Genomic DNA, 22,100 nt, shown 5'->3' with positions numbered 1-22,100 from the left:
CGATTCCCAGTTAAGGGAGGTAGATAAGTAATATTTTTAAACGCGGAGGTGCGAGGAGGAAAACGCGGAGGGGCGCAGAGATTGGCCAATTTTATTTTTGAATTTTGTTGGTGCAGCCTTGCCGTAGGCTATTTTGAATTGTTATTTATGATACTGCTCGGCTAGAAACTCTTGGGCTTCTACTTGATTTGTAATATCTCCATCTAAAGTTTTAGCTAGTAAATCATCTAGCATTTGTCGATACTGCGGCCCTGGTTTATATCCTAACTTCTTAAGGTCATTACCATTTAGAATCGGTTGAACGTTAGCCCAGACTGTTAAGTATTGCCATATTTGCCGCCTGATGGGGCGCTGGCTTTGTAAAGCAATCAAAATTAGTACTTCTAAATTATACTTGCGTAGTAGCTGAACTACTTGGCTGGGGCGTTGATATTCAGATAGAGATTGTACAATCTCAGTCTGGGCAACAGCGAGGTTTTGCAAGTGCTGAATGCTATCTTCCTGTAATTGCAGATTTTTGGCGACTTTACCCCGATACATTGGTGCGAGGTGGGCAATAATGGCTTCTAAGCGCATCTGCCAAGGAATTAGGTTTTGTTGGGGGTCAAATCGCCGCAAACAACGTTCTAGTAGACGTAGTTGGTGTATGAGTTCACTATTTAAACTCAGGGTGGGATGGATGCACTGCAATGCCCCTAAGTCATCGAGTAATTGCAAAGCCGATCGCCAGTAAGGGGCTTCTAAAATATGCTTGAGTTCAGTTTTGAGTCGAGTTTGCAGGGCTGGGGTTTTGCTGTTAGTTTGGGCAGTGCGATCGTAAACGCCACTGTTGATGGCATAGCGGATATATTCTTCGGTGCGTGGTTCAATGGCAAATCCAAAACGCACCGCAAAGCGCACACCGCGATAAATCCGGGTGGGGTCTTCGATAAAGCTATTGGCGTGCAGGACACGGATTTGCTTGGCTTTTAAATCTAATAAACCGCCAAAGAAATTGAGTAAATCACCAGTGCGGGGAGAGGTGAGGCGTAGGGCGAGGGCGTTGATAGTAAAGTCACGGCGATATAAGTCTTGGCGAATGGAACTGGCTTCAACTTCTGGGTTGGCGGCGGGGTAAGGATAAAATTCAGTCCTGGCGGTGGCAATATCTACCCACAAAGAATCTAATTCTGGGTCTTTGTGCCACAACAAAGCAGCCGTTTGAAAAGCACCGTGGATTTCTAAACGGGCGGCGGGATAAATTTCTTGCAGTGCCTTTGCTAGTTCCACCCCTGCACCCACATCGGCTGATTTGTGGAAGCCATCAACTACCAAATCTATATCTGTAATCATGAGAGTGCCTGCGGCTGCTTCTGCCAACAGCAAGTCCCGCACCGCACCACCAACCAAATACAAATGCCAACCCCTTTCCTCGGCAGCTTGGGAAGCAGTGGTGAGTAATTGCCAGAGTTGGGGAGTAAGACGCGATCGCAATTCATGACTGAGGGAAGTTTTAAACTCAGCACCCGTATCTCGGAACTGGCTTAAAGCCCCACTACCACCGACAGCAATATTTTGATGCAGTTCCCGTAGAACATCTGTACGAGTGACGATACCCACTAACTGCTCATTTGCCAATACTGGCAAGCGACCGATATCATAGGTCACCATCAGCGACTCAATTTGTGGCAACGTTGTATCTGGAGTGATGGTTTTTAAATCAGTGGTCATGTAACCTTTCACTGGCGCATGACTAAAACCGTGATGTAGGGCGATATCCAAATCACGGCGGGAAATAATCCCCACCAATTGCCCTTGAGGATTAACCACAGATAAACCAGAGTGTCCGTAGCGTAATAAAATGCGCTGTGCTTCCGCAATTGTAGTTTCTGGGCGAATTGTGCGGACAGGGGAAGACATCAAGTCCCTGGCTGTGGGGGGATGAGGAATAGCCGCTTTGATACCTTGGAGGAGTTGTTGGAGAATATCTTGGCTATCAACGCCACGTAAATTGAGTGATGCTGCTTGGGAATGACCACCACCGCCCAAGGGTTGAAATAATTGGTCTAGATGCAGACCGGGAATTTGCGATCGCCCAATTACTGTGAAACGGGAATCATCTTTATTTGATGGGTGTGCATTTGCCAACAGCAAAGCATCAATTTCTGTTAACTCTATGAGCTGCGACGCTAGACTTGATAACCCAGGGACATAACCATCTGTTGTTAAAGTTACCCAAGCAATAGTATAACCACGTAAGCAAAGATATTCTAATTTTTCCAGCGCTTCCGTTAATAGTCGCTGCAATTGGGGAGATAAACCAGGGTCACGGTAATTAGCAATTACAGGTAAACTAGCGCCCTGCGTCATCAACCAAGCTAAAGCCAAAGCATCCCTTGACGTTGATTGGTCGTAGGTAAGGGAACCCGTATCTACATGAATACCCAAAGCCATCACCGTTGCTTGGGCAGGATTGAGCGTGATTTGCTGCCGTTGTAATTCCTCCGCAATCAGGGTTGTAGTTGCACCCACCGAGGCGACATGAAACTGAGTTGCAGGGATATCTGATGTTTGTCCCGTGTGATGGTCGTAAACCGTAATTTTCTGAACTTGAGGTAAATCTAACCACTCAGCAGGCTTACCCAGGCGATCGCGTTGTTGGGCATCTACTATAGTGAGCGATCGAATTTTCTCAGGGTTTACCGAACGTCTTTCAATTAAAGGATACTCATCCCGATGTAGCGCCAAAAAATCCCGCACAGGTGGATGCGCGCCCCCAGTCAACACAATCTTACTTCCGGGTAGTAAGCAAGTTAACCCTACGGCTGCGCCCAAGGTATCAAAATCGGCTGTAGTGTGGCAAAGAATTAAATCCATGTTTAACTTTTGGCGGCTCCACTTTCTATGCTATGAGGTTTTCTGGAGGAATATCTGACATACTCTCACACAGCACTATGAGCAGATGCTTTAGTTAATGGTACTTCATTAGTTTCGCCACTAAACGCTGCTGTTAGTTCAAGACTAGCGATCGTAATGGTGCTTTCATGCCAATTAAATTACGTAGAGTGGGCAATGCCCACCCTACAGATACTTTGAACTTGGTTTGAGTGTAGTGGATTAGATAAGTAAATAGTGTTCCTATGCAATAAGGTTTATGACTCAATTTGAACTGTATCTTACTACCAACCCCACTGATAACAAAACTCTTGCTGTTCTCAAAGAAGGTAAGCAGGTTATGGGAAAAATGCCTAATGTATCCACTGATGGTTTACTGATAATAAGCAGGAGTGTTAAATTGATTCCGGGGTTAAAAGTATTAATTTTAACAATTAAAAGATAAGTATGGGTAGAAGTAATTAAGTTACACCCGATGGCTAGACGGCTACTTAGCGGTAATCGGACGGAAAATCACCGGGGATGCAACGGAAAATCACCGGGGATTCTACGGAAAGCGTCCAATTGATAGTCGATATTTCTTTCTTTGTTATGTGTCTATACTTTGCCGCACATTTTTTTGAAAAAATGCAGAATTTACGGATTGGGGTATTAATCTTTGTTTATGCCTAAGAATGAATGCCAAATTACTTAGGAAAGGTATCCTCGCATGATCATTAATTGACGAACGAGGTACCAGTGTTTTGAACTTTAGAGAATATTAACAATGAATCAACAAAGAAAAAGAACAACTTTGTCTATTTTCGTATGCGCTTTTATCGGAATTTGTCCGGTTGTTAAGGCAATTGAAGACCCTAGTTACATTAACTTTGCCTCCAAAACTACCCCTTCTGTACTATTTGCACTCGTCCAGCTAAATCAGGCTAAGAAAGGGAATGAGGAGAGAGACTAAGGTTAATTATTAAAGGACGAAAACAGATGCTACTGACTTCTTGTACTGCGCGATCGCCTCCAATAATATGTTTGCAGTTAAAGAATTATCAGAAAACCCATCTCTACTGATAAGCAACTGCTTCTACGGCAATAATTTTAGTCGTGTAGGGTGCGTCAGACGGCTCAAATGCTTTCAATAAAAAGATTCTTGATATCTGACGCACCCTACTAATATGTTTAGCAGCCACAATTTATTTTGGTACCGATCTGCGCTTTCTTGCCATCAGTGGCGTAACCATCACGTTTCCACCAATCAAGGCCACCAATCAGTTCGCGTACGTCAAAGCCCAAGGTCAGTAACTTGAGTGCTGTTTTAGTCGAGGCGTTGCAGCCAATGCCATCGCAATAGCAAACGTAAAGCTGTGATTTATCCAGCATCTGGGTCGAATTGAAACAGATTTCTTTGTGTGGAAGGTTCAGCGCTCCCGGAATATGTTCATCCGCAAAGGCAGCCTCTGAACGACCATCAACGATGGTTATTGCCTGCCCTTCGTTTAGCGCAATGTAAAGATCCCATGAGTCCATCTCATACGCAAGTTTACGTTGATAGTGCGCCATTTGATCTACGCTCATTATTCTTTCCTTTCTGTTGGACGAAGTTGATTGATAATGCTTGACAGCAATGATTGGGCATTAGGCTACATACAGATTTGGTTAGGACTTACGCAGTGATACGAGGAATCAATGGTTTGGGCGAGGGTATAGGGGTATAGGGGTATAGGTGTTCAAAACCCTTACACCCTCATACCCTTACACCCCTTCTGAGCAAATAACCTCTGTGCGTAAGTCCTGTTGGTTTAATCACACCCCGAAAGCATTGACTGTGGACTAATGACCATAGTGACCCAATTTCTGGTAGCTTACAATTAAGGAAAAACTGTCGGTGTCGCCAGTTACGATATTCTATTTTTAGTACTTTCTTTAGTATTTCGCTGTCTTGGGAGAAGTCAAAATGACCATAATATTCCAATTTGCGTTGATATCACTTGTGTTGGTGTCTTTTGTCCTAGTTGTGGGCGTGCCTGTTGCTTATGCCACACCACAAAGCTGGGTTGAATCTAAAAAGCTCCTTTGGCTTGGTTCTGGTGTTTGGATTGCCTTGGTGCTTTTAGTCGGATTGTTAAACTTTTTTGTGGTCTAGACAAGTACTTTGTCTTAGCCAAAATAAATAATATCGACACTACAGGGGCAGGAGAGCCACCAACACAGGTACAAGATCCAAGAAAAATTACCCATTTTTTCTTGTTTCCCCTACCTAAATTGTGTTCTCCTGCTCTTCAATATTTAGAGAAGAAATGTATATTGACAAGAAGTATATTCGATTCCAGGTAGAGTTATGGCAGTTTTCGAGGGAACTTTTACTCAAACAGAACCTTTGCGTTTAGCGATAGTGATTGGTCGGTTCAATGACCTTGTAACCACAAAATTACTAGCAGGATGTCAAGATTGCTTAAAACGCCACGGTGTAGATCCCGATCCCCACGGGAATCAAGTGGATTATGTTTGGGTTCCTGGAAGTTTTGAAGTACCTCTTGTTGCTCGTCAACTAGCTCTCACCCATCGTTATGATGCAATCATCTGTCTTGGTGCTGTGATTCGCGGACAAACTCCCCATTTTGATTATGTCTCCGCAGAGGTATCTAAAGGGATTGCGGCTGCTAGTTTCCAGACAGGGGTACCTGTGATTTTTGGGATTTTGACAGTGGATACCATGCAGCAAGCTTTAGAAAGAGCAGGTATTAAAGCTAATCATGGTTGGGACTATGCCATGAATGCACTAGAAATGGCTAGCCTTATGCGCCAATTGCGTTCTAACGTTACAGATTCTTACACCCAAACCCAATCCTTACCAGCCGCTTTTCCCAATGCCACCATCGGTAAATTGACCGCAGAGTCTGAAGAAGTGTAAAACAGTGCTGAGTGCTGAGCCAGAAATTCGCACATTGTGAATTGATTAGGACTTACGGATGAAAACAAAAAATCAAGGGTTTGGACAAGAGTGTAGGGCTGTCAATTTAAAACCCCTACACCCTTATACCCCTATACCCCTACACCCAGTCTCAACAGACAACCTCGGTGCGTAAGTCCTATTAATTTGTCTCCAGCCCTCAGCTAGCAAAATTTATAAGTTTAAACAGTTGACAAATAAAAATTAATCTGGCATATTTAGATATAGTGAAGTTTGCGGGTATAGCTCAGTGGTAGAGCGTCACCTTGCCAAGGTGAATGTCGCGCGTTCGAATCGCGTTACCCGCTTTTGAAGAAACATAAAAGTATTTTGAAAACTCAAAAACCATAGTTTGGTTACGCCTACAATCATTAGTGTGTAAGTCAACTACTCTTTTATAGGGGTTATACTACACTAGTTACCAGCTAGGTGGATAGTCTTATTATCAGGTGCATAATTAGCCCGAAAACTTCGAGGGAGAGTTAGGGAAACTGAAGATATTTTTCTGGCCATCGCCTCTTGTGGTTCTGCGTCCATAGCTCAAAAAAGACAGTCGGAGCTTTTTACTCACAGGATAATCCTCTATTTGAGAGATGATGGCAAGGAATGAAATGAATGAGTGATTCCGTCTATCTTCAAACAAAGGATAGCGATCGCCATTCGCGGAGCATTCCCCAGGAAAAGCAGAACCCATCAGTTAAGCATAAGTTCAATGGATTGTTTTCAGGGAGTTCGCCACGTAAGCTTAAAATGTACCCTTTATGCCTGCACTATCAATGTCTAATCAATTACACCCCTACACCCTTACCCCCTCACACCCAGTCTCAACAGACAATCTGGGTGCGTAAGTCCTAATTTTAGATAGGAAAATGCAGAAATTTTAAACAAGAAGTTAACGTGGTTTTAATACCCACACTCATACAATCCTGATCACTTGTTATGTGTGGGGTGATTAATTTTAAATTTTGAATTTTAAATTGCTGAAAACGCTTGTGCAATCTAAAAAACCCGAAAAAATCGATTTCAATACCGAATACCCGTGTCCTTGCCGTCGCCGAGGGCGGTTAGTACCGATTACACTGACAGAGGCATTTGGTTGCGATCGCTGTCAGCAAATCTTTGTTGTAGAAGATAATGGCCATGTATTAGAACAGCTTTCCACCACCTATCCCTACAAACGTGCTTGGCGTTGGACAGGGAATAGTTGGCAAGTTGTCCACCCAAAATTGCGAGAAAGCTATTTACCTATAGCATTGGGCATTATTTTCGTGCTAGTGATTATATGGCTACCATTAGCACTGCGACTGGCCAATGGTTCTAGTATCATCGCTTGGGCAATGGTGGCAGTATTGTTGGCTATTTTGCCAGCACTCATGGTCTGGCTTACTTACAGACGATAACTCAATGACCGTTGCAGCTTTAGATGATTGTCCCGAACCTATGAAAAGCGCCAAACGCGCTTTTCAAGCGTCCCTGAAGTTAGGTACTACTAAGGGAATAGATCGTAGTCGCGCTGTTTTGGCAATGGCACAGGCGCTAGAAAACGCATTTGACGACATTTTAGAAGCCAATACCTTGGATCTAGAAGCTAGTCGAGAAATGGCAGTGCCAGAACTGATTTTAGACTGGTTGAAATTAACTCCCACCAGGTTAGAGATTACAGTAGAAATTCTGCAAAGGTTGGGAGAAATATCAGACCCATTACGCCGGGTAAGAAACGCCGACTATCAGCCAGAAGATTCTCAGAGTTATTCTCAGTTAATGCCTTTGGGAGTAATTGGATTTATTTATGAAGCGTTTCCCGATTTAGGAGCGATCGCCGCAGGTTTGTGTATTAAAACTGGCAATAGTATTATCCTCAAGGGTAGCACAGAAGCTAGTCATTCTAATGCGGCGATCGTGGAAGCATTACAACACGCGATCGTCGAAGTCGGACTACCATCAGGCTGTATAGAACTTGTCACTACAGAACATGGCGGTTCCCTGCGGGATTTAATCACCCAAGACCAATATATCAACTTGGTAATTCCCTACGGACGTTCTAGCTTAGTGCAGCAAGTAGTACGCCAGGCAACTTGCCCAGTGTTAAAGTCAGCAATGGGTAACTGTTACCTCTACTGGTCGTTAAATAGCAGCTTAGACATGGTACGGTGGATGATTCTCGATAGCCACGAAAGTGAACCAGACCCCGTCAACGCTATCGAGAAAGTCTTAATTCATCGTCAAGCTATGCCTTCATCTTTAGCTGTTTTGTGGAATAGCCTGAAAGAGAAGGGGTTTGAGATCAAAGGCGACGGAGAACTAGTAGAAGCCTTTCCCCAATTGCAGTTAGCAAAAGATAACGAATGGGGCAACGCTTATTTAACTAAGACAGTAGCATTTAAACTGGTAGATAGTTTGGACGGAGCGATCGCCTGGATCAATCAATACAGTAGCGGTCATGCTGACTCCATCGCCACTGAGTCCTATCAAGAAAGCCGCCAATTCGCCTTAGGAGTTAATAGCGCCTCCACCTATATCAACACATCCCCACGCTTCTCCCGTAACCCTTCACGGGGTGATTCGGTGTTTTTAGGGATGTCCAATCAAAAAGGTCATCGCCGGGGGTTCATCAGCCTAGAAACTTTGACTACCCTCAAGCACATTATTCAGGGGAATGGGAGGTTTTAAGGTTGGTAATGGGTAATTAGGTTGTTTTTCCCTCTGCTTCCCTGTCTTTTAACGATGGCCATAAGAGGCGATCGCAGGTCATGATAAGTTGATCGAGTACCCCTGTAGAAATATCCTGGGTTTAAAAAAAATTAACCTAACAAATTTATGACAACCGAAATTAATATTCCTAATTTAGTCAACCTCGAATATATTCCCTATATTGATGAAAATGGGCAATTACCGGAAAATTATCAAGAAAAAATAGGAGTATATGCAATCTTTGACCAGGAGAAAACATTGCAGTTTGTGGGATATTCTCGTGACGTTTATTTAAGTTTGAGACAGCATTTAGTCCGTCAGATGCAACATTGCTACTGGGTGAAAATTCAAACGATTGAACGTCCCAGTCGGACTGTTTTAGAAAATATTGAAAAAGCTTGGATAGCTGAAAACGGGACTACGCCTGTAGGGAATGGAGAACAGAAAGAAATATGGACACAGCCTGTAGATGTGAAAAAATTCATGACAGAGGAAGAACAGGCGAATTATCACAAACCCACTAATGACGAACTCACACAAATGAAAATTATTAAAAATGTAGCTCGACGAGTAGAGACAGAAATTTTAGCATCTTTAGAATTACGTGGGTTAAAAACGCAATTGCGTTTTAATCCTAAATTAAAAGAAGAAGGTTTACTAGATTTAAAATAAAACTTGCCTGGAAACAAGGTAAGTAGGAGAAAATAACTTTTGACTATGGACAAATGACAACTGACAACGCCTATATTAGACTAGCTAGTCTCTGAAGTATGCCATGACCATACAGCTGTTAAACGATCGCTATCAAGTTATCCGCACGTTGGGTGCTGGGGGGTTTGGTGAAACCTATCTAGCTGAAGATACCTATATGCCTTCTAAGCGGCGGTGTGTGGTCAAACAATTACGACCGATTCAAAACAATCCTCAGATTTACCAGCTAGTACAGGAAAGGTTCCAAAGGGAAGCAGCAATTTTAGAGGAATTAGGTGGTGCAACCGAACAAATTCCGGCATTATATGCTTATTTTTCCGCCGATGGGCAATTTTATTTAGTGCAGGAATGGGTTGAAGGGGATACACTGACAGCCAGGCTGCAACAACAAGGGTTATTTACTGAAGGTGCGATTCAAGAACTTTTGGTAAATTTGTTACCCGTTTTGGAATATGTCCATTCTAAACACATTGTCCATCGTGATATCAAACCAGATAACATTATTCTGCGTCATCGTGACGGTAAACCTGTACTGATTGATTTTGGTGCTGTACGGGAATCAATGGGAACAGTCGTCAATTCCCAAGGTAATCCTACCAGTTCTATTGTCATTGGTACACCCGGATATATGCCCAGTGAACAAGCAGCCGGAAGACCAGTTTATTCTAGCGATTTGTATAGTTTAGGTCTCACAGCCATTTATTTATTAACGGGGAGACAGCCACAAACATTAGATATAGACTCCCAGACTGGGGAAATTATGTGGCGACAGTACGCCAGTCAGATTAATCCGGTTTTAGCTAGTGTACTGGATAAAGCGATCGCCTACCATCCACGCGATCGCTATGCCACCGCTAGAGCCATGTTAGATAATTTACAAAGTATCAGTAGTCCCATTCCCCCTACACAACCGTATTTTGCACCACCACCAGTAGTATCTGCACCACCACAGCCGACCGTTTCCGTAGCACCCCCAGCAAATGTTACAGGTAATAATCAAAAAGGTATTCTCTTTGGTAGTTTGATTGCAGGCGGCTTAATCGGTGCATCGGTAATTGTCGGACTAGCATTTACCAGGACACCCCAACCTGTAGCCGAAAATAACAACACATCTCCAGTCAATTCAATAACAGAAACGCCAGTAAGTAACGCAACTCCTGAAGTTACCCAATCGCCAGTTACTACGCAAACTATTGTCCCATCCCCTCAACAACAGGTTGACCCTTCACCCGTCCCCTCTATCACATCTGCGCCAATAGATGTAAACATCAATAACAATAACTATTTGTGGCTTTCCCAACAGACTGTGACCGATGCAGATTTAGATGGTAAAGATGGTTACACTCTAGATATTATGCGTAATACTGTGTTTGCTCGTCACGGTCGCCGTTTTGATAATCCAGGTTTACAAGATTACTTTAATAATCAACCTTGGTATAACCCCATATATTCACCTAAAGAATTTCCTATAAAATTGCTGACAAGACTAGAGCAACGAAATGTGGATTATATTGCCGCATACCAAAAACGTTATAATTTGAGACATTTTAAGTAATTAGTTAGCAGCTTCTAGAGATTTTTCAATTGATTTTAATTGTTGCCAAAGTTGGTGAAAAAGTAAGGATAGATATCGATAAATTTTGAGATGTTTGGTGTGATTTTAACTATTAACTTATGAATCCAGTAGATATTCTTATTCTTTCCAATGGGCCTGGTGAGGTAACAACCTGGGTACGTCCTGTAGTTAAAGCTTTACGTGAAAAACTTGGTGATGACCGTGTTCAAGTCAGGATTTCTGTAATTTTGTCACCATGTCCTAATGCTAGTGGCAAAGAAGCTGCGATCGCACTTTCTTATCCAGAAGTAGACCGGGTACAATCAGCAGAGCATTTTTGGCAATTTTTGCTCTGGGGGAAAACTGTTGACAATTGGGATTGGCGAAGCAAAGGCGTAGTTATTTTCCTGGGAGGTGACCAGTTTTTTCCTGTAGTCATCGGCAAAAAACTGAACTATCGCACAGTCGTTTACGCCGAATGGGAAGCCCGTTGGCATAATTTAATTGACCGTTTCGGAGTCATGAAACCCATAGTTGCAGCCAAAGCATCCCCTAAATACGCCCATAAATTCACCGTTGTCGGCGATTTAATGCTAGAAGCAAACTCCCAACTCCCCAGCTCCCCACTCCCCACTCCCCACTCCCCAATCATAGGCATTTTACCAGGGTCAAAAGCAGCAAAATTAACCCAAGGCATCCCATTAATGCTGAGTATTAGTGAGTATATCCACAGCAAAATGCCCCAAACAAAGTTTGTGATTCCCGTCGCCCCGACTTTGGATTTAGAAACCTTGGCTAGTTTTGCCGATTCCCAAAAAAACCCATTTTTAAAAACCTTTAACTTTTCTGGCGCTTCCTTGATTTCCTCAGATAACAATCACCAGCGCTCTATTTTAAAAACAGATAATGGCTTAGATGTAGAGTTATGGCAAGAAAATCCTGCTTATGAATTACTATCTAACTGTAGTCTCTGCTTAACCACAGTGGGAGCTAATACAGCTGAGTTAGGGGCTTTAGGCGTACCCATGATAGTTTTGCTCCCTACACAGCAACTTGATGCGATGCGTTCTTGGGACGGTTTACCAGGATTATTAGCAAATTTACCAGGTGTGGGTTCGACCTTTGCCAAGATGATTAACTGGCTATTTCTTAGACGCAAAGGTTTATTAGCATGGCCAAATATTTGGGCGCAGGAAGAAATAGTCCCAGAACTTGTAGGTAAACTCCAGCCGCAAGAAGTTGGGGAAATGGTTTTAGATTGGCTAAATCATCCAGAAAAATTGGCACAGATGCAAGGTAAACTCCGCCTTGTTCGCGGTGAAAGCGGAGCAGCCCAGAAGTTAGCAAACTTGGTAAAAGAAGAGATAGACAGTTTTTGAATTTTTCAGGGTAATACTTTATGTCTATACTGAAAAGATTGTCATGTATTTAGGTAAAAGCGAGTCAATTTTTGTCTGCAAATCCTGATGCAAATTTTCTAGGAAACTTAACTGACCAAGAATATGATGTAGAGCTTGAAAAGTTGGAAATCATTAGGAAACACGTAAGTAAGTTTGATTATTTCTTACCAAACCAAAAAATGATTGAGAGGCTTCAGAACGCTTTCAATAGCTCACATAAAATTTCTGGGGCTGATGCTAGTTTTTATTTTCATGAACTCAAAGAAGCGGCACTCATGGAAGAAGGCTATGATTGGTATACGGCTCATCCTATGGCAATAAAATATTATGGTGTTTCACCCTACAGCTTGTATCATCCTGAAGTAATTAAAGCTTATCCTGATGATTTCAATAGAAATTGGCGAAAAGCTTGGGGAATTGATTAACTATGAAAGCGCTTGATTTAGGCCTAAATGGAAAAGCACGTATTTGGCAGGATGAACCCTTTTACTTTCCTGGTGATTATCGACCTATTTTCTATCCTGTAGTGGATGAAAGGGTAGAAACAATACTGGATAACACAAAAATTGGTTTGTTTTCTCAAAGATCAGTAATGATGGAAATATTAGCACCTTTAGGCGCTAGATTTTTGTATGGCTGCTTAGGCGCTATTTTTGAACCCAACCACTCTGGCAAGTTAGTATTAAAGGTTAGTATCTCCACTGAATTAGAGCGTCAACTCAACAATACTCTTGCGTCATCGTTAGATGTAGTTAGAGTTGGTATAAATGAAGAGTACGCTGATAGTGTCGCAGATGGTGCAAAATTAAAGCTGCAAGAAAGTGATATTAGCAACTTATTTGGCTCTGGGGAGATTTCTTTTAAATGGGGTGCTTTTGGTGAAATAGGCTCTTCTAAAGCATTTTTCCACGATTTAGCTTATGCAGTGATTGAAGTAATGGTGAGAGACAAGGCACGCTCTTATGATATTAAATCTCCGTTGAAAAAAGTTCTGGAACAATCTTGGTAAACTTTGGATTTGGTAGCCATGATGAGAGAGAAACTCTGTTCTCTCATCATGGCTAAGGTTTCACGAATTCACTTTATTAATCCGAAGATTGTCCGTCACGTCGTCCTAGTTCGTAGATCCCACAACCCATACAAGCAAGGATACCTATACTAATAGCCCAACTACGTCCTAAGCTAATTTCCACTCCCCAATTGCATAAAGCGCCAATTACCAGAAATGGCACAATGCTGAAAAGTGAGGCATAAAAGGAATTTTGAGCTTCTCTGGCTTTGCGAGTTTTTTCAAATTCTGTTTGGCTAGTATACAGCGATCGCTCGGCAAAGTTAAACCAACGGTTAAGTTGCTCGATTACCCATTCACTCAACGGGGAAAAACCTAGATATAGCGCCAAAGACCACAGACTAGCGCCGGCGATCGCAATTGTGTTCAACTCAAAACGAAAAGGTAAAATTTCAGTCAGCATGGCTTGAGGAGTCCTGCAAGTGGTCGGATCGACACTTAAGCTAATGTCAATCGACATATTCAGCAATTTTAAGCATAAACGCTAACAATATTTTGAATACTTGGCAACTATCTTTTGAGGTGAGTCGTCATTCGATTGACGGAATTCTCTGAATTAACTCATGTCTAGGAATACTGAGTTGAAAATTATCATCAGAATTAATTGTTTATTTCGCTACAAGTTTCAGGCTCATTAAATACATACGTAAGTACAACCATAATCTTTCTCTATAATCTAGACATTTATCCTAATCATATGGTTATTTGATTGCTAATAACCCTCCTTGATGGTGGCGCTTAAGATAAATTTGACAGGCTAAAGCTTTATGTCGTAAGCTGTTTGACTGAAGCAGTAGTAATACTTAAGTACATACTTAAATATCAATTCTCAATAACCATAAAAACCATATTTTGACAATGTGATTAATTTAAAATTTTTGATTATTTTTCCCAATTTATTTACAAGAACTTCACGGTAATTAGATACAAACATATTGAGTGCTTTGAGGAATAAAAATGATTAATAGGCAAGAGAGATTAGTATTTTCTGGAGCCACACTATTAGCATTAGGGTTAAATATCTTTAGCTTTATAGCTTTATTCCCTAAGGCAGAAGTTGTTATAGCGAGAGAGACAAGATTAAACAAAACAGCCAGAAACAGTGGTTGGTTATCAGCTTCCTTCCCAGTGGAGAACTTTAAAGCTTACACTTCCGCTTTTGGCTATCGCCGTTCTGCGACTGGTGGAGATGGTTGGGAATTTCATAGTGGCTTAGATATTGCTGTGCCCCAAGGTAGTTATATTCGCAATTGGTGGGCTGGTACAGTGATTAAAGTCGGCGATCGCACAGCCTGTGGTACACATATAGTCATTAAGTCAGGCCAATGGGAACATACTTATTGCCACATGGAAGGTTATGTAGACACCGCAAATGGTCGCCGCTTTTTGATTGACCGCCCAGGTGGGATTCAAATTTGGGAAGGTCAAACCATACCCACCGGAGCAAGGATAGGTAGAGTCGGGATGACCGGACGCACCACAGGGCCGCACCTGCACTGGGGATTGAAATACGCCAATAATTATGTAGACCCAGCAATGGTCTTACGAGAAATGTTTTCCCAACAACAAATTGCTAGAGGACGTGCAAACGTCAACACTCAGCAATCGCAAGTCATTATTCAAGAGTCAAATAATACTCCTAATTTTGGCTATTAGTAAATATTAAGTGGTGGCGTGGCAAGGCTAAAAAAGTGCCAGATTATTTCCATTGAGATATGAGATTATGTATAAAAATAAAAATTATCAAAAAACAACTACTTAATACAGAAACGCTGAGAGTTATAAATGCAGGTATATTCAGTGATTGAATCAAAATTATAGCTCCAACACTGAAAATGATAGCAACGATAAAACTAATAAGACTGATGACATTTTTATTCAAAATACTCTCCGCATTCTCTTCCACAAAGGCTTAATTTACTAATAAATCATTAGCCTATGAAAATGCTGTAAACAGCATTACGTAAAATAGTTGAGAGGTTTGTGAACTGAGGAAAAATCTATATATAGGGCTAGTATTTGATTTCTGAAATATACGTAGGGTGGGCAATGCCCACCAAAACCATGATACGGTGGGCATTGCCCACCCTACAGATACTTAAATATTTTCAAAAATCAAATATAATTCCTATAATTCAAGTTGCTAATGATGTAGCTATTAGGGCTTAAGCACCCAGGTTTTTTGTTAAGAATGGGTGTAATACTGTTTCTTGATGTAGCTTGTCTGGCGTAGCCATAGATGCACTTTATTCTTTACTGTAGAGACGTTTCATGAAACGTCTCTACATCATTATATTTGGCGCAACTTCATAGAGAGTTGGTATAAGGGTGTAAAGGTTTTAAACATTGACATTTACACCCCTACACCCATATCCAAAGATGGTGAATTAAGGAGTTCCAACAGCCCCGGAATAAACTAAACCTCGTTGCAAATCCAGAGTCAAAATTGCTCCATCACGAATAACTTGCGTGGCTTTCTTCACACCTACAATTACTGGTACACCCAGGCGTAAACCAATCACCGCCGCATGACTAGTTAAACTTTCATCTTCTGTAATAATCCCGCCTGCTTTGCGAATCGCCTCGACAAAATCTGCGCCTGTGCGGGGTGCAACCAAAATATCACCGGAGTTAAAGTTCCCCACATCCATACCGGTGTGAGCAACCCTAGCACAACCGCTTACCAAACCCTGTCCTAGACCAATTCCCTGACCTAGAACTGCTGTCACCACTTCAACTTTAATCAAGTCCGTTGAACCAGATACCCCTTGGAGTGTCCCGGCTGTCATCACGACTAAATCGCCTTCAAACAGTAAACTATGCTCTTGGGCGACGTTAATGGCGGCTTGGAATGTTTGACCAGTGGAAGGTAATTCTAAGACCAACAAAGGTTTTACGCCCCACACCATCTGTAGCTGACGAGCTACGTTAACGTGGGGTGTTACCGCTAAGATTGGTGTTTGGGGGCGGAATTTGGAAACGTTGCGTGCAGTCGCCCCTGTTTGGGTCAGGGTCATAATTGCGGCTGCTCCCAACTGTTCAGCAATTTGACCTACAGCTTGGCTGATGGCGTTGGGGATAGAACGGCGGTTGTCTCGCATTTGGCGTAATTTACTAGCCATAGCTTCTTCCTGCTCGATGCGTTCGGCGATTCTTGCCATTGTCGCCACTGCTTCCACTGGGTAGCTACCCACAGCCGTTTCATTGGAGAGCATTACCGCATCTGTACCATCAAGAATGGCATTGGCTACGTCGGACACTTCCGCGCGGGTGGGGCGGGGATTGCTCACCATGCTATCTAACATTTGAGTAGCGGTGATGATGGGAATCCCCAAGCGGTTTGCTGTGGCAATTAAGCGCTTTTGTAGTACGGGGACATCTTCTGCTGGTAGTTCTACACCTAAATCGCCTCTAGCCACCATTACGCCATCACATAAAGCGAGAACTGCTTCCATTTGTTCGATCGCTTCGTGTTTTTCTATTTTGGCAACTACTGGCACTTGTTTACCAGTGCTGGAAATTAGTTCTTTAATTTCAATGATGTCTTGGGGATTACGGACAAAGGAAAGTGCTACCCAATCAACACCCTGGTCTAGACCAAACATCAGATCCTCACGATCTTTGTCGGTCATAGCTTTAATTGAGAGATAAACGCCAGGAAAGTTAACACCTTTGTTATTAGATAACTTACCTGCTACAGTCACCCGACAATGTAAATCCCCTTTGTCGCGGTTGATATCCTCCACCACCATTTCTACACGGCCATCATCAAGGAGGATTTTTGCGCCTACAGGGACTTCATCAGCCAAATAATCGTAGGTGACACAGCTAATTTCTTGGGTACCGACAACTGGACGATTTGTTAAAGTGAAGCGATCGCCTTTAGCTAAAACTATAGACCCGTTTTCAAATTTTCCTAAGCGAATTTTTGGCCCTTGCAAATCTTGGAGAATTGCCACTGGCTGATTTAGTTCAAAAGCGGTTTGCCGAATTAGGCGAATACTACGCTGATGGTCGGCGTGGGAACCGTGGGAAAAATTGAGTCGCAGCGTTGTTGCACCCGCTTCAATGATGGCTTTCAGCATTTCGGGGCTACTAGTGGCAGGGCCAATTGTAGCGACGATTTTTGTCCGGCGTACAGAATCTCTTAATTGCATAGGGGCTGATTCTAGGGAGCTATCTAGTGAGTCATAGTAAATTAAGGGGCATTTAGTTTTCAGTCACTGTTATATCCGTGACTCAAACTATGGGAGATGTTATGGAACTGTGAGATAGACTAGATATCGTACACTAATCTGGGTTCCATCCTCCCGTGGAGGAGGTTTCTTACATCAAAATTATTCGTGATACGGATAGCACACCCTATTGATCAGCAAAGACAAGTTCTACACAGCAAGAATTTTCATGGAAAATGGCTGTAAGGGTTTTGGTAAACTACTCTTCTGCACCCCTTACCTCAACCATTGATTTCTTGTGTTCATGGGTAAATCCCAAAATACTTGGGTCTTGTCTGGAATCATAGCGCTATTCATCTGCTTATCAGCATAGGTTTTTGATAAATCTCCCTATACAAAACATTACAAAAGTTTATTATCCTCTAATATTTGTCGTATATTTGTAATGTTTGATCACAAAGGAGATACAAATGCTCTCATTGGAGGCACAGCAGTTACCAAAAATCCCACCAAAGGAATTTTTAGCGCCTCCTGGTGATTTTAACCCCACGATGCTTTTATTTTCGGCATCGGTGGCTATGTTAGTTTTGTCGAACTTTGGTTATTGGCTTTGGCAATGGCCTCATTGGCTATGCTTCAGCACAAATACCTTAGCTTTACATTGTGCCGGGACAGTTATTCACGATGCTTGTCATCAATCTGCCCACCGGAATCGGATAATTAATGCCATGTTAGGTCATGGCAGTGCTTTGATATTAGCTTTTGCTTTTCCAGTCTTTACACGGGTACATTTGCAGCATCACGCCCATGTTAACCACCCCAAAGATGATCCTGATCATTACGTCTCTACAGGTGGGCCACTGTGGTTAATTGCTGTGCGGTTTTTGTACCATGAGGTATTTTTCTTTCAAAGGAAGCTGTGGCGCAAATATGAACTGCTGGAGTGGTTCATCAGTCGCTTAATTGTCATTACAATTGTTTACATTTCCGTTCAATACCATTTCCTGGGTTACATTCTCAATTTTTGGTTTATCCCCGCATTTATAGTTGGTATAGCTCTAGGACTATTTTTTGATTATCTGCCCCATCGTCCTTTTGTGGAACGCGATCGCTGGAAAAATGCCCGCGTCTACCCTGGAAAGTTACTCAACATCTTAATTATGGGGCAGAACTACCACCTAATTCATCATTTATGGCCTTCCATTCCCTGGTATAACTATCAGCCAGCTTATTATGTAATGAAGCCACTGTTAGATGAGAAAGGCTGTTATCAAACATCAGGATTGTTGCAGAAAAAAGACTTTTTTGAATTTGTGTATGACATCTTTTTAGGGATCAGATTTCACCATCACAAAGAAGAAAAAATTTCAAGTAATAATCTAGAGGCATAGCGCGATCGCCACTTTGTATGTCCACCCCCGCCTATCTTCAACTCAATACTGTTCTGCAAAACTTCGCAGAGATTCCAGCAGATGAAATTCAAAAGTTAAACCAAACTTTTTACCCACTACCTTTAACTGCTGGAGAGTTTTTCATTCAGGCGGGTGACATACCCTGGCAAATTGGATTCGTTATTTCCGGAATCTTACGTCTCTACTACGTAAATTCATCGGGTACAGAATTCATAAAATCATTTTGCCCAGAAAAACATTTTGTTGCTGCCTACAGTGCGCTGATTTTAAAACAGCCTGCTCAATTTTCTATTGAAGCTTTAGAAGACTCATTATTATTAGTTGCCGACTATGACAAGTTCACCCAATTATGTGCAGGACATTCATGTTGGCAGACAATTAAGCATAAATTTTTAGAAGCATTGTATCTTAAAAAAGAAAAACGCGAAGCAGAGTTACTTCTAGATGATGCCACGACCAGATACCAAAAGTTTCTGGCGGAATATCCTCATCTAGATCATAGAGTCAAGCAGTATCACATTGCCTCTTATCTAGGTATTTCACCTGTTTCTCTTAGCCGAATTCGGAAAAATTTCCACCCTGATTAACATAAGTTAATGACTTCACCATTGCTTCAGATTACATCTAAAGAAGATGTTCTGAAATGCACTTACTAAACTGGCAATGGTGAAAAAAGTATTACATCCGGCTTACAAGAAGAAATCTCAAATTTCAACCCAGGGTAACACAGTTTTAATTACTGGAGGTGCATCAGGAATTGGTTTGGCACTAGCACACAAATTTCTGCAAGCGCAAAATACAGTGATAATCACTGGACGGAATGCTGAAAAATTAGCTGGTGTAAAGGCATTATGGCCGGAAATTCTCACTGAAGTTGCTGATTTACAGGATTTAAATGTCTTGCAAAAGCTAGTCAATCGTTACCCAAATGTGAATATCCTGATCAACAATGCTGGCATTCAATATAACTACGAATTTGTGAATCCAGAAATCATGCCAGAGTTAATCGAGGCAGAATTACGCACTAATTTAATTGCGCCATTGCAATTGATTAAACTGATGTTACCCCATCTGTTGAACAAGCCTGAAGCCGCAATCATCAATGTTTCCTCTGGCTTAGGATTAGTTCCCAAAGAAAGCGCGCCTGTCTACTGTGGTAGTAAAGCAGGGATACATATTGCCACTAAAGCTTTGCGCTGGCAACTCGAAACCACATCTATTAAAGTATTTGAAATTATCGCGCCCTTAGTTGATACACCCATGACTCAAGGACGGGGTAAAGGGAAAATTTCTCCTGATGCACTAGTAAATGAATTTTGGCATGATTTCATAAGCGATCGCTATGAAATGCGAATCGGTAAAACCAAACTACTGTTTTTCCTACAACGATGGTTCCCCCAAATGGCTGAGAAAATTCTGCGCCCAGGAGTTTAACTTAATTGGGCGCGAGCCAGGTTTTCTCATCATTTCAATTAAACTCTTGACTCTACTATTTGCTGCGGTGCTTGTAGCGCCTGGGGTAAACTCCAGTCAGGGCGCAGTTTCCGAGCTTCGCGCAAATAAATGTGATTAATGGGAGTAGAGGTAGGTAGATAAGCGTGGATTAAGAAACGGATACAGCGCTGTAAACTACCTTCAACGTGCATTTGCTGTACATCTAACATAGCTACATTATCCCAACCCGGCCGGGGTCTAGCGATCGCTGCTGGAAAAGTCGCATCCAAATCACGGGTTACAGAGAATGTCACACTAATCATGTCTTGTGGCTGGAGTTGATTTCGCCTTTCTAGTTCGTCTAGCAGTTCACTCACCGCCTCTCGAATTGCTTCCACAGTATTGTCCGAAACGGTTGTTGCTCCACGAATTGCACGCAATCGCCACTCCACGCCACAGTCCTCCTTCATTAGTTCAGTTGTTAGTTGTTAGTTTTCAGTTGTGAGCCAGTGACGGGTACGTAGGGGGTTTCTCCCATGTTGGCGTAAGCCTTCCCGTAAGGGTGCAACTGGCGTTCCCCGGAGGGGTTCTCGGAGAGTACCCGAAGGGTCAGTTGTCAGTTGTCACTTCTTACTTTTGCCACTGACCAATGACTACTGACTATCGACAATTTAAGGTCTATATAACCACAGTGGTAAACCACTGGTAGACATTTCAAACTCTAGCCAATCTATACTTGCAGCTAGCCTTGAGTAACCCTTACGGCTCCCTGGTAAAACTCTACTTAATAGGGGTTTTCGTTCTTCTAGGGTATAGCAAGGTGTCTTCTCAGGATCAAGACCGACTAATTCTGCTGTCCAGCGACGGGCTTCTTCTTCGGTTCCCAAGCGGTCTACTACTCCTAATTCTAAAGCTTGCTGTCCAGTAAAAATCCGTCCATCAGCAAAACTTTTAACTTTCTCTACGGCTAAAGACCTACCCTCGGCTACTGTTTGGACAAACTGCTGGTAACTTGTGTCAATCAACTCCTGCAATATGTCTTGTTCTGGTTCAGTTAGTTCGCGGTCAAATGACAAGATATCTTTGTAAGGCCCAGATTTAATTACCTTGAAAGATACACCAACTTTGTCTAACAAGCGTTCTAGGTTGTTTCCACGCAAAATTACACCGATGCTACCTGTGATTGTTCCAGGGTTAGCCATGATGTGTTCTGCTCCCATCCCGATGTAAACACCACCAGAAGCAGAGATATTACCAAAACTAGCAACAATTTTGATTTTTTCCCGTAACCGCTTTAAGGCGCTGTATATTTCTTGGGAGTCTCCGACTGTACCGCCGGGGCTGTCAATGCGTAGCAGTAATGCGGGAAACTTTTTTTCTTCAACAGTTTTTAAAGCTTCTAGCACTCTTTTGCGCGTCCCACTGGCGATCGCACCTGTGATTTCAATGCGAGCGATTTGTTTACGAAACTTTGACTTAAAAGGCCAAACCATGAGCAAATAGAAACCTCGTAATGATCTAAATATAAATTGTCTAGTGGTCAGATGTCCTAACTCTGATTTGTCAAAAAAACAAGCAGCCATGAGACCCTTACGAATTTTAATGAATTTTTTAAGTTTTGTGTGCTTGTTTCTTTGCTATTGTTAATTCCACAGGGTTTAGATTTCAGTCACAGTCAGTCTCATAATTCCAGTTAAAAAACCTATAAATTCTACTTAGATTATTGATACTTAATTAATCTCATCTGAAATCTGTACCTTTATGCAGATTAAATTAGAGCAACCAAGATTGAAATATCTCTAAGCCTAATTGTTCAGCATTTAATTATTCATTAAGAT

22 protein-coding genes and 1 tRNA gene are annotated in these 22,100 nt (G+C 42.1%); 15 read left to right on the top strand and 8 right to left on the bottom strand.

All coding sequences use genetic code 11. The features are described from left to right. Positions 1-141: 141 nt before the first annotated feature. Entirely contained in the window at positions 142-2,856 is a 2,715-nt protein-coding gene (locus tag ACM5QX_RS07130; protein ID WP_414752988.1) for a CBS domain-containing protein, read from the bottom strand. A 277-nt stretch (positions 2,857-3,133) separates the two neighbouring features. Between ACM5QX_RS07130 and ACM5QX_RS07125 the strand changes: the two genes are divergently transcribed. Then, positions 3,134-3,319, top strand: coding sequence for a hypothetical protein (locus tag ACM5QX_RS07125; protein ID WP_414752987.1), 186 nt, complete (start codon positions 3,134-3,136; stop codon positions 3,317-3,319). A gap of 610 nt (positions 3,320-3,929) precedes the next feature. Here ACM5QX_RS07125 and ACM5QX_RS07120 read toward each other — a convergent pair. Further along, the gene (locus tag ACM5QX_RS07120) at positions 3,930-4,055 is read right to left on the bottom strand and encodes a hypothetical protein (protein ID WP_414752986.1); all 126 of its coding nucleotides are present in this window, start codon (positions 4,053-4,055) and stop codon (positions 3,930-3,932) included. Beyond that, the gene (locus ACM5QX_RS07115; RefSeq protein WP_414752985.1) at positions 4,045-4,440 is read right to left on the bottom strand and encodes a rhodanese-like domain-containing protein; all 396 of its coding nucleotides are present in this window, start codon (positions 4,438-4,440) and stop codon (positions 4,045-4,047) included. The genes ACM5QX_RS07120 and ACM5QX_RS07115 overlap by 11 nt, the downstream gene beginning before the upstream one ends. A 379-nt stretch (positions 4,441-4,819) precedes the next feature. Here ACM5QX_RS07115 and psbZ point away from each other — a divergent pair, with 379 nt between their 5' ends. The 3 genes from psbZ to ACM5QX_RS07100 all read left to right on the top strand — a co-directional run bounded on the left by psbZ (position 4,820) and on the right by ACM5QX_RS07100 (position 6,123). Beyond that, the gene (gene psbZ, locus ACM5QX_RS07110) at positions 4,820-5,008 is read left to right on the top strand and encodes a photosystem II reaction center protein PsbZ (RefSeq protein WP_011318515.1); all 189 of its coding nucleotides are present in this window, start codon (positions 4,820-4,822) and stop codon (positions 5,006-5,008) included. A gap of 195 nt (positions 5,009-5,203) precedes the next feature. Then, entirely contained in the window at positions 5,204-5,776 is a 573-nt protein-coding gene (gene ribH / locus ACM5QX_RS07105) for a 6,7-dimethyl-8-ribityllumazine synthase (RefSeq protein WP_414752984.1), read from the top strand. A 275-nt stretch (positions 5,777-6,051) separates the two neighbouring features. Continuing rightward, positions 6,052-6,123: transfer RNA gene (locus tag ACM5QX_RS07100), tRNA-Gly, on the top strand. A 106-nt stretch (positions 6,124-6,229) separates the two neighbouring features. On the opposite strand, the gene ACM5QX_RS07095 is transcribed toward ACM5QX_RS07100, so the two are convergent. Next, positions 6,230-6,352, bottom strand: a complete 123-nt coding sequence (locus ACM5QX_RS07095; RefSeq protein WP_263435191.1) for a hypothetical protein — start codon at positions 6,350-6,352, stop codon at positions 6,230-6,232. A 455-nt stretch (positions 6,353-6,807) separates the two neighbouring features. Here ACM5QX_RS07095 and ACM5QX_RS07090 point away from each other — a divergent pair, with 455 nt between their 5' ends. The 7 genes from ACM5QX_RS07090 to ACM5QX_RS07060 all read left to right on the top strand — a co-directional run bounded on the left by ACM5QX_RS07090 (position 6,808) and on the right by ACM5QX_RS07060 (position 13,181). Beyond that, positions 6,808-7,215: a hypothetical protein gene (locus ACM5QX_RS07090; protein WP_010998134.1), complete on the top strand. Its 408-nt coding sequence runs from the start codon at positions 6,808-6,810 to the stop codon at positions 7,213-7,215. A 4-nt stretch (positions 7,216-7,219) separates the two neighbouring features. Next, a complete protein-coding gene (locus tag ACM5QX_RS07085; RefSeq protein WP_011318513.1) occupies positions 7,220-8,485 on the top strand; it encodes a glutamate-5-semialdehyde dehydrogenase in 1,266 nt (421 codons plus the stop codon). 147 nt (positions 8,486-8,632) lie between these two features. After that, a complete protein-coding gene (locus ACM5QX_RS07080; RefSeq protein WP_414752982.1) occupies positions 8,633-9,178 on the top strand; it encodes a GIY-YIG nuclease family protein in 546 nt (181 codons plus the stop codon). A 103-nt stretch (positions 9,179-9,281) separates the two neighbouring features. Further along, complete coding sequence (locus ACM5QX_RS07075; RefSeq protein ID WP_414752981.1) at positions 9,282-10,772, top strand: protein kinase domain-containing protein; 1,491 nt, start codon at positions 9,282-9,284, stop codon at positions 10,770-10,772. Positions 10,773-10,891: 119 nt separating this feature from the next. Then, positions 10,892-12,151 carry a lipid-A-disaccharide synthase gene (locus ACM5QX_RS07070; protein WP_414752980.1) on the top strand — a complete coding sequence of 420 codons (1,260 nt, stop codon included), beginning with the start codon at positions 10,892-10,894 and terminating at the stop codon, positions 12,149-12,151. 71 nt (positions 12,152-12,222) lie between these two features. Next, positions 12,223-12,597, top strand: a complete 375-nt coding sequence (locus ACM5QX_RS07065) for a hypothetical protein (protein WP_197992832.1) — start codon at positions 12,223-12,225, stop codon at positions 12,595-12,597. 2 nt (positions 12,598-12,599) lie between these two features. Beyond that, on the top strand, positions 12,600-13,181 hold the full coding sequence (locus ACM5QX_RS07060) for a hypothetical protein (protein WP_414752979.1): 582 nt from the start codon (positions 12,600-12,602) through the stop codon (positions 13,179-13,181). A 76-nt stretch (positions 13,182-13,257) separates the two neighbouring features. Here the strand turns inward: ACM5QX_RS07060 and ACM5QX_RS07055 are convergent, their stop codons facing one another. After that, entirely contained in the window at positions 13,258-13,644 is a 387-nt protein-coding gene (locus ACM5QX_RS07055; protein ID WP_011318507.1) for a hypothetical protein, read from the bottom strand. A 554-nt stretch (positions 13,645-14,198) separates the two neighbouring features. On the opposite strand from ACM5QX_RS07055, the gene ACM5QX_RS07050 reads away from it, so the two are divergent. After that, on the top strand, positions 14,199-14,897 hold the full coding sequence (locus ACM5QX_RS07050) for a M23 family metallopeptidase (RefSeq protein ID WP_414752978.1): 699 nt from the start codon (positions 14,199-14,201) through the stop codon (positions 14,895-14,897). A gap of 731 nt (positions 14,898-15,628) precedes the next feature. On the opposite strand, the gene pyk is transcribed toward ACM5QX_RS07050, so the two are convergent. Beyond that, the gene (gene pyk / locus ACM5QX_RS07045) at positions 15,629-17,398 is read right to left on the bottom strand and encodes a pyruvate kinase (RefSeq protein WP_011318505.1); all 1,770 of its coding nucleotides are present in this window, start codon (positions 17,396-17,398) and stop codon (positions 15,629-15,631) included. Positions 17,399-17,886: 488 nt separating this feature from the next. Here pyk and crtR point away from each other — a divergent pair, with 488 nt between their 5' ends. The 3 genes from crtR to ACM5QX_RS07030 all read left to right on the top strand — a co-directional run bounded on the left by crtR (position 17,887) and on the right by ACM5QX_RS07030 (position 20,262). After that, complete coding sequence (gene crtR, locus ACM5QX_RS07040) at positions 17,887-18,807, top strand: beta-carotene hydroxylase (RefSeq protein WP_414752977.1); 921 nt, start codon at positions 17,887-17,889, stop codon at positions 18,805-18,807. A gap of 17 nt (positions 18,808-18,824) precedes the next feature. Further along, positions 18,825-19,415, top strand: a complete 591-nt coding sequence (locus tag ACM5QX_RS07035) for a Crp/Fnr family transcriptional regulator (RefSeq protein WP_011318503.1) — start codon at positions 18,825-18,827, stop codon at positions 19,413-19,415. A gap of 76 nt (positions 19,416-19,491) precedes the next feature. Continuing rightward, positions 19,492-20,262, top strand: a complete 771-nt coding sequence (locus ACM5QX_RS07030) for an SDR family oxidoreductase (protein WP_414752976.1) — start codon at positions 19,492-19,494, stop codon at positions 20,260-20,262. 38 nt (positions 20,263-20,300) lie between these two features. On the opposite strand, the gene aroH is transcribed toward ACM5QX_RS07030, so the two are convergent. Together aroH and sppA are read right to left on the bottom strand one after the other, a co-directional pair. Then, positions 20,301-20,714 (bottom strand): chorismate mutase, encoded by a 414-nt coding sequence (aroH, locus tag ACM5QX_RS07025; RefSeq protein ID WP_414753096.1) that lies wholly within the window; start codon positions 20,712-20,714, stop codon positions 20,301-20,303. Positions 20,715-20,933: 219 nt separating this feature from the next. Next, complete coding sequence (sppA, locus tag ACM5QX_RS07020) at positions 20,934-21,755, bottom strand: signal peptide peptidase SppA (protein WP_414752975.1); 822 nt, start codon at positions 21,753-21,755, stop codon at positions 20,934-20,936. Between the last annotated feature and the right edge of the window lie 345 nt (positions 21,756-22,100).

The sequence above is a fragment of the Anabaena sp. CCY 9910 genome (assembly GCF_963920875.1).
GTDB classification, from domain to species: domain Bacteria; phylum Cyanobacteriota; class Cyanobacteriia; order Cyanobacteriales; family Nostocaceae; genus Trichormus; species Trichormus variabilis.
This window is presented reverse-complemented; position numbering and strand designations above follow the sequence as displayed.